General features: G+C 46.7%; 9 protein-coding genes. 2 read left to right on the forward strand and 7 right to left on the reverse strand.

Annotated features, from left to right (window positions below; translation table 11 throughout):
* Positions 1–113 precede the first annotated feature (113 nt).
* A complete protein-coding gene (locus NCCP2222_RS04025) occupies positions 114–608 on the forward strand; it encodes a GNAT family N-acetyltransferase (RefSeq protein ID WP_248509857.1) in 495 nt (164 codons plus the stop codon).
* A 91-nt stretch (positions 609–699) separates the two neighbouring features.
* On the opposite strand, the gene NCCP2222_RS04030 is transcribed toward NCCP2222_RS04025, so the two are convergent.
* The 5 genes from NCCP2222_RS04030 to mntR form a co-directional block, all read right to left on the reverse strand.
* Positions 700–1,176 (reverse strand): DUF4064 domain-containing protein, encoded by a 477-nt coding sequence (locus NCCP2222_RS04030; protein WP_248509858.1) that lies wholly within the window; start codon positions 1,174–1,176, stop codon positions 700–702.
* A gap of 343 nt (positions 1,177–1,519) precedes the next feature.
* Positions 1,520–1,801, reverse strand: a complete 282-nt coding sequence (locus NCCP2222_RS04035; protein WP_248509859.1) for a GNAT family N-acetyltransferase — start codon at positions 1,799–1,801, stop codon at positions 1,520–1,522.
* Between the two features lie 67 nt (positions 1,802–1,868).
* On the reverse strand, positions 1,869–2,705 hold the full coding sequence (locus NCCP2222_RS04040) for a DUF1002 domain-containing protein (RefSeq protein ID WP_248510822.1): 837 nt from the start codon (positions 2,703–2,705) through the stop codon (positions 1,869–1,871).
* A 105-nt stretch (positions 2,706–2,810) separates the two neighbouring features.
* Positions 2,811–3,668, reverse strand: coding sequence for a CvfB family protein (locus NCCP2222_RS04045; protein ID WP_248509861.1), 858 nt, complete (start codon positions 3,666–3,668; stop codon positions 2,811–2,813).
* 18 nt (positions 3,669–3,686) lie between these two features.
* Positions 3,687–4,097, reverse strand: coding sequence for a transcriptional regulator MntR (gene mntR, locus NCCP2222_RS04050; RefSeq protein ID WP_238079220.1), 411 nt, complete (start codon positions 4,095–4,097; stop codon positions 3,687–3,689).
* 133 nt (positions 4,098–4,230) lie between these two features.
* Between mntR and NCCP2222_RS04055 the strand changes: the two genes are divergently transcribed.
* Positions 4,231–4,386, forward strand: a complete 156-nt coding sequence (locus NCCP2222_RS04055) for a lmo0937 family membrane protein (protein ID WP_248509863.1) — start codon at positions 4,231–4,233, stop codon at positions 4,384–4,386.
* A gap of 29 nt (positions 4,387–4,415) precedes the next feature.
* On the opposite strand, the gene NCCP2222_RS04060 is transcribed toward NCCP2222_RS04055, so the two are convergent.
* The gene (locus NCCP2222_RS04060) at positions 4,416–5,537 is read right to left on the reverse strand and encodes a GNAT family N-acetyltransferase (protein ID WP_248509866.1); all 1,122 of its coding nucleotides are present in this window, start codon (positions 5,535–5,537) and stop codon (positions 4,416–4,418) included.
* Positions 5,538–5,566: 29 nt separating this feature from the next.
* Positions 5,567–7,004, reverse strand: a 1,438-nt coding sequence (locus tag NCCP2222_RS04065) for a heavy metal translocating P-type ATPase (protein ID WP_248509868.1), incomplete at its 5' end; no start/stop codon positions are given.

The following is a 7,004-nucleotide window of genomic DNA, read 5'->3' on the forward strand; positions in this document are numbered from 1 at the left end:
CTTCCTTCCTATCATGACTAATAAGAAATATTTATTTCATTATGATTACAAGCATAGTTTCTGAATCTATTATTTGTTATGATAGCAGAAAGGATTGCTGAGGTGACAGTGACATGATTCGACCGATGAAGGCCGAAGATATCGGCCATGTACAGCAAATAGCACGCATTACATGGAATGAAACGTATCAAGGGATCATTCCGGAAGACATTCAAATGAACTTCCTTTCCCGCACCTATTCTCATGCCATGTTGCAAAAACGCATGGAAAAGACTTGTGTCCTTATTGCCGAATGCGAAGGTGTACCAATCGGATTCCTCAATTATACGAAAGAGGATGAAGATGGTGATTCTGAATTAACAGCGATGTACATACTTCCTGATTACCAGCAAACAGGTTATGGCAAACAACTGATGGAGTATGCCCTCCATTCACTGCGCACGGCAAAGCAGCTGTTTGTTTACGTCGACGGCCGTAACGAAACGGCCCGGGCTTTCTATGAGAAACAAGGCTTTGAACTGCTCGATGAATTTGATGAGTATTTCGAAGGTTTCCCAGTCGTAACCGCCCAATATGTTTACTATATACATGAGCCGATTCTTGTATAATCGGATTCTGCGCCTCTCCTTTCCGGGAGAGGCGTTTTTATTGTCATAAGTCCAAAAAACGCTTTCCCCCTTTTTGGAGGAAAGCGTCGTCTTATATTGGCCGCATTGTATCGGAGTTTTCGTTGTACGTCGAATCCAAAATTGGCTCATCTTGAAGCGGCGGCTTCTTTGTGAAGCAAAGGATGCCGGCCACATAGAGTAAGATCGACGCAAGTGAAACGACACCGCCTAAAACGCCGGCGATAATGAACATAATTCCAGCCAATTTTGCGTTTTTGTTGTTCCAAATATTGACGATCCCGATAATATTCAGCACGAGACTGATCAGTAAAGCGATGATAATCAGCCAGATAACACCTCCGAGAATATCGAAAACATTGAAGAACATTTCCACGTCTTGTTCTGTAAAGGTCGGATCACTGAGAAGCTCCATTCTCATTTCACTTCTGAACGTCGGATCGCTCGTAATTAATTTTAGGATGCCAACGCCGAAGAATGACGCTACAGTCCCAATGGCTGTCAGGACAACCGCAATAATAGATAATACCTTTTCCGCTGTGCGATTCATGATTCCACTTCCTTCTTATAAAGTTTATGCACACCAATTATACGTCATCCAACGCTGGAAGTTTCGCTTTTTTTATTTTTAGGGTAGAACGTTTCATATTTTTAGAGAAAGGGTATAAAACAACTAGTAGAAAAATCACCTTTTGAAGCGAAAGGAGAGCATGGAAATGGGTAAAAACATACCATTCACTCAGACGGACATGCTTTATACCGTCGCAGGGGCATCCATCTTGACGAGTATTGTGTACGTCGTCACACTGGCTTGGGGATTATGATGCAGTCACTTTTGGCATATCGGACATAGAAAAAGGCGATTCCGTTATAAAGGAACCGCCTTTTTTTGATTATGCTTTTACATCATCGTATTCTTTATACCTTTCAAAGGCAGTGACGACATAGGAGCAGACCGCTTCCATCCGGTACTCATGTTCACGTGCATATTCCGCGGCACGATCAAGCAGTTTTTTCGCTACGCCTTGCCCACGCAACTCCTGGGAAACAAATGTATGATCCATTACCATGACATCTCCGAGCATGGTCCATGTTATTTCCGCCTGCATCTTACCATCTTTCTTCAGTTGAAAAGCAAATGCATCTCCGCCTAATTCCGCGAGTTCAAAACTCATCATACCACTCCTTTTCACTAGTGTACTGATGGAAAGAAAACGTTGTCAAACAATTATTACTACAATTTTATTGGAACCATGATTTAATTGAATCAAATAAATCAGTGAAGAATTGCTTCACTTTATCCCAAAAACCGGGATCGATGTCACCCAGTTTTTCTTTGATCGTTGCGGCCATATCATTCAACTGCTCAGATAATTTATTGAAATCGATATCCAAATTTCGAATTCGGTCCATCAGATCAATGAGCAGCTGACGGTCCGCGTCGCTCAATTCAATGTTCAACTTTTTCAATTGCTCATTGACGATCTTTTCAACCTCTTCTTTGGTAGCCGGTTTGTTTTCGGCAATTTGCTTTTTAATTTCCGTCAACAATTCCGCGACTTTATCCTCATCGATGCCATTACCTGAAAACTTTGTTGCCAGGCTCAGTTCATCATTCGCAACGTCCGTCCGTTCCGTATCCAGTTTTTCTCCTGATACCTCATACGCTTTATAAATCCCGACAAGCGCCGAATGGCCGGTTACCGCTTTTGGTGCCGCCACTTCTACGACCGCATCCTCGATGCCCGCAGTCAGCATGGCCGTTGCATACATATCAGACGTCACTTGCGTAATATTACCTGGCGTGACAATGGAAATCTGCAACCCTTTCCCTGCATCTTTCCGGGTAATTTTAGCCGAGGAATACATACGCGCCTTCGGATCGCCGTCTTTAATATATTTCACCAGATCGGAACCATCGACGAGGATTTCTTCGACTTCTGCCTCTTCGTCAACCTTCAGGCTCTTCTTGACGCTTTCTTTTTCAGCGTCGGACAGGTTGGCGCCATAAACGACGACCGGAACCCCTAATTTTTCATCCACCACTTTTTCAGCCTGTACGGAAGATGTAAAGAACATTCCGCAAAATAGTAAACTTGCCGCCATGATCGCTGTTAATCGTTTCATAGACCAGTGCCCCTCCTTATCTATCGATTAGTACGATATGGATATAAAAAAGTTCCCTTACTTCAAATGGGTCCATCCATCTTCTTGGCTGACCCGCCGTTCTTTCATTAATTTCCCGAGTGCCCGTTTAAAAGCGGCTTTGCTCATGCCGAACATTTCTTGGATTTCTTCTGGGGTTGATTTATCCCCGAACGGCATTTTCCCGCCGACCTCGTTTAGATAATCCAAGATGGCCTGTCCGTCATCGCCTAGCCGGTCTTGTTTACGCGGCAATAACGAGCCGTTCAATGTGCCGTCATCCCGGACGCCAATAATGCGGACATCCACTTCTTCACCGAGACGCGGCTCGTGTTCCCGCTCCGTCTGATGGATGAAAATCCGGTAAAGCTCCGGTTGGCTTAAGAGGAACGATCCGACAGGCAGCAAGCGGTATGCCCTCGCCTTCAGGTTTTGATTGCGAAGCGATTCCGGCGCATCGGCAATCAATTCCTGGACCCGTTCTTCCGTTGCCAGTCTGCCAAAAATGGTGCCGCCTAGATCCGTGCGCAGTGTCATGAATAATTCGTCATTCACTTGTGGCCAAAGCGATTTAAGCCGTGGCAGATCTGCCCGGTTAATAAGCACTTCAAAGGAAGAGCCGATATCGACATATGCGCCTTCATTCGCGTCCAAACGGATGACACGGGCCCAGCCGAACGTGTCGCACGTCATGTTCGGTATACTTGCCGTCGCCGCCAGCTCTCCGCGCCGATTTTTATACAGAAAGACATCAATCTGATCGCCTGGCTCAATAGGCGCCTCCACTTCGGATGCGTTCAGCATGATCTCTGTATCTTTCCCGTCCAGCACCCAGCGGGACCCTTCGCTCCGCAGCACTGTTAGCGCAGTAATATAACCTGATTGTAATTGTTCCAAATGTATCCGTTCCTTCCGTCAAGTGGATTGCTTCTCTTTCATTTTGCGGACAAACTCTTCATCTTCCTCCATCGCCTCGACCAGATCTGTAATTCGATCCATCGCATTCCAGCTCAGATGATGTTCAATCCCTTCCACATCTCTGTAGATATTCTCTTCATCAACACCGATGAGCCTCAGAAACTGTTCCAGCAATTCGTGGCGGTGAACCAGTTTCTTGCCGAACTTCATTCCTTTCTCTGTTAGCTCCAGCCCTCTGTATCGCTCATATACAAGATACCCTTCCCGGTCCAGGCGCTGTGCCATTTTAGTTACAGACGAAGGAAGTACGGCCAGTGCTTCGGCGACATCTGAAACACGCGCTTCTCCTCGTGCTTCATATTGCAAATAAATCTGCTCGATATAATCTTCCATACTAGGTGTTGCCACTCTGTCACCCCCTATGCTATGTACCTTTCCCTTCCTGCCGATGATTGAACCGCCGCTGACGACTTTGTCGCCCTGTTTACATTTTCGTCTATCGGGGTAAATTCAAAATACCAACTCAAAGGAGTGAAAAATTATGGGTAAAGTATTATGGTTTATCATCGTACTCTTACTAGCTTTCTGGATCATCGGTTTTGCAATGAAGATCGGCGGAGGGCTAATTCATCTATTACTTCTCATTGCCGGAATCATCTTTGTCATTCAACTTTTGACCGGACGACGATCAGTGTAGCGGAAAGGATGCCTATATAGGCATCCTTTTCATTTTGAATCTATTTCTATTTTCGCATAGATGCACGTATTCCGTAACTGTTTTCCATCTGCAGACAATGAATCTTGGTGCAGGAGACCTTCCAGCTGGTAACCTGCCCGCTCGGCAACCGCCCGGCTTCTTACATTTTCTTCATCACAGCGAATTTCCACCCGGTTGGCCCCGAGCTCCTCAAATGCAAAACGGGTAATCCGTTTCACCGCTTCGGTCATATAACCGTGCCCTTCGTATCTTGAATCCATCCAATAGCCGATTTCAAACTTTGGAATTTCCCAATTGATCCGATGCAAACCCGAAGAACCAATGAATTCACCTGTTTCTTTCGAAAACAGATGAAGGCGTAAATCCTCTCTCGTTATGAAATCCGCAATCGACTTTCGCAAGCTTTCTTCTACTGTCGCTAGTTCTGGCATGGACTGGGCCCAAATCATCCATTCCCGCAAGGCAGGCAATGAGTTGCGCTGCGCATTCCATACATCCAGTGCATCTCCCATATCGGGCATCCGGATAATCAGCCGTTCCGATTCGAAACGATCCGGAAAACTCGGAATGCGTTTCACACCAAATTTCTTACTGAATTGCTCATCCTCCCACTGGACGGGCGTCGTCGTGCCCGCAAGGAAATCCTCGCGAGTCATTCCATATGTCACGGCATCATAATAGGAATTCTCTTTGGGCGAAAACCAAGCGTTCCGCAAATGGGCCTCTTTGACGAACCCAGCCCGTTCGAACGTCTTCCGCATCGCCAAGTTATCCTGTCTTGTATGCCCCTCCAACCGGATTTTATCTTCAGGAAGTCCAAATACGTATTCCGTCACAAGCCGCAACGCTTTTGGGCCGTACCCGAATCCACGGTATCGATCCGCAATCCGCAGATCAAAAAGCGGTATTTCATCCTGCAAATCATAAATCTTAACGATTCCGACTATATCCTCGGTGTCATTCTCGACCCAGAATGTTTTCACCTCATCGGATTCATAGCCGCCCTCTTCGATCGTTTTCTCAATCAAATCCCGTTCCAAATGTGCATTGCCATGAAATGGCCATGTATTCGTCGTCAAAAAGTGAATCAGCTGCTCCTGTTCCTCGATCGTCCATTCTCTCAATTGCATAGCCTATCCCTCCGTCTCTCCGCCGCTCCTTACTTTTGGATTCGCATCAATCGCAAGGAATTCAATACAACGAGCAACGTTGCACCCATATCTGCGAATATGGCGATCCACAACGTCAACCATCCTGGAATGATCAACAGCAGCGCTACAATTTTTAAGCCTAATGCAAACATAATATTTTCTTTGATAATCTGCAATGTTTTTCGGCTTAATTTCATCGTATATGGCAATTGATTCAAATCATCCGCCATTAAGGCGATGTCTGCCGTTTCCAGAGCCGCATCCGTTCCGGCCCCTCCCATCGCAATGCCGATGGATGATGCGGCAAGCGCAGGCGCGTCATTGATGCCGTCACCGACCATGGCAACACGTCCATAACGGCTTTTTAATTCTTTGATGGCAGTAAGTTTATCCTCAGGCATTAAACTAGCCCGGACATCCGTCACTCCAACAGCTTGGGCAATGGCCTGAGCAGTCGTTTCATGGTCGCCGGTCAGCATAACAGTGTGGCGGATTCCTACAGATTTTAACCGTTCTAATACGTTCTGGCTCTCTTGTCGGACAGGATCCGCAACAGCAATCAATGCTCGGAAGCTTCCAGACGCAGCACACGCCATGACTGATTTCCCTTCAGTTTGAAGTGTTCTTGCACGCTCCAGCAAATCCTGCGGGACTTCTGCGAGCTCCGAAATCCATTGGAGACTGCCAATATGAATCGTCTCCCCCGAAACATCGGCATACGCTCCTTTGCCTGTCACCGATTGAAAATTCTCCACTTCGGCAGGCTGCGCCCCTTCTGCTTTTGCATACTGGACGATTGCCTTTGCCAGCGGATGCTGTGACATGGACTCCACCGCTGCAATTTTGCCTAGAAGTGCAAGCGTATCGACAGAGGCTGCCGCCACAAAATCCGTCACCTCCGGATAACCTTTCGTCAGTGTTCCGGTTTTATCAAAAGCGATGGCGTCCAAACGTCCCATCTCTTCTAAATGAACGCCGCCTTTAATTAATACTCCTTTACGCGCGGCATTGCCGATCGCTGTGACAATGGCAACAGGCGTTGAGACAACGAGAGCGCATGGACAGCCGACAACGAGCACTGCCAGGCCTTGATAGATCCACTGGTGCCACTCACCGCCGAAAAACGGAGGGACAATGGCAACAAGGAATGCAATTAAAATAATGATCGGCGTGTAGTATTTAGCAAATTTGTCTACAAACTTCTGGGATGGCGCTTTCTCTGCCTGCGCATCTTCCACCAGGTGAATAATCTTGGCTATGGTTGTATCATGGACAAGCTTTGTCACCTTGATTTCTAGTGCACCCTCTTCATTCAACGTTCCAGCGAACACCTCATCATCCAATTCCTTCATCACAGGAACGGATTCTCCTGTGATCGCAGCCTGGTTCACAGTAGACTTCCCTGAAACGACAAGGCCATCCATCGCAATCTTCTGGCCAGGCTTG

The organism is Sporosarcina sp. NCCP-2222, from assembly GCF_023168145.1.
Taxonomy (GTDB): Bacteria; Bacillota; Bacilli; order Bacillales_A; family Planococcaceae; genus Sporosarcina.

What these genes read in the sequence shown, in the direction of transcription:
- NCCP2222_RS04035 (WP_248509859.1), bottom strand. Translation starts at nt 1,801, where the DNA reads ATGAGTTTTGAACTCGCGGAATTAGGCGGAGATGCATTTGCTTTTCAA.
- NCCP2222_RS04030 (WP_248509858.1), bottom strand. Translation starts at nt 1,176, where the DNA reads ATGAATCGCACAGCGGAAAAGGTATTATCTATTATTGCGGTTGTCCTG.
- NCCP2222_RS04055 (WP_248509863.1), top strand. Translation starts at nt 4,231, where the DNA reads ATGGGTAAAGTATTATGGTTTATCATCGTACTCTTACTAGCTTTCTGG.
- NCCP2222_RS04040 (WP_248510822.1), bottom strand. Translation starts at nt 2,705, where the DNA reads ATGTTCTTTACATCTTCCGTACAGGCTGAAAAAGTGGTGGATGAAAAA.
- NCCP2222_RS04060 (WP_248509866.1), bottom strand. Translation starts at nt 5,537, where the DNA reads ATGCAATTGAGAGAATGGACGATCGAGGAACAGGAGCAGCTGATTCAC.
- NCCP2222_RS04025 (WP_248509857.1), top strand. Translation starts at nt 114, where the DNA reads ATGATTCGACCGATGAAGGCCGAAGATATCGGCCATGTACAGCAAATA.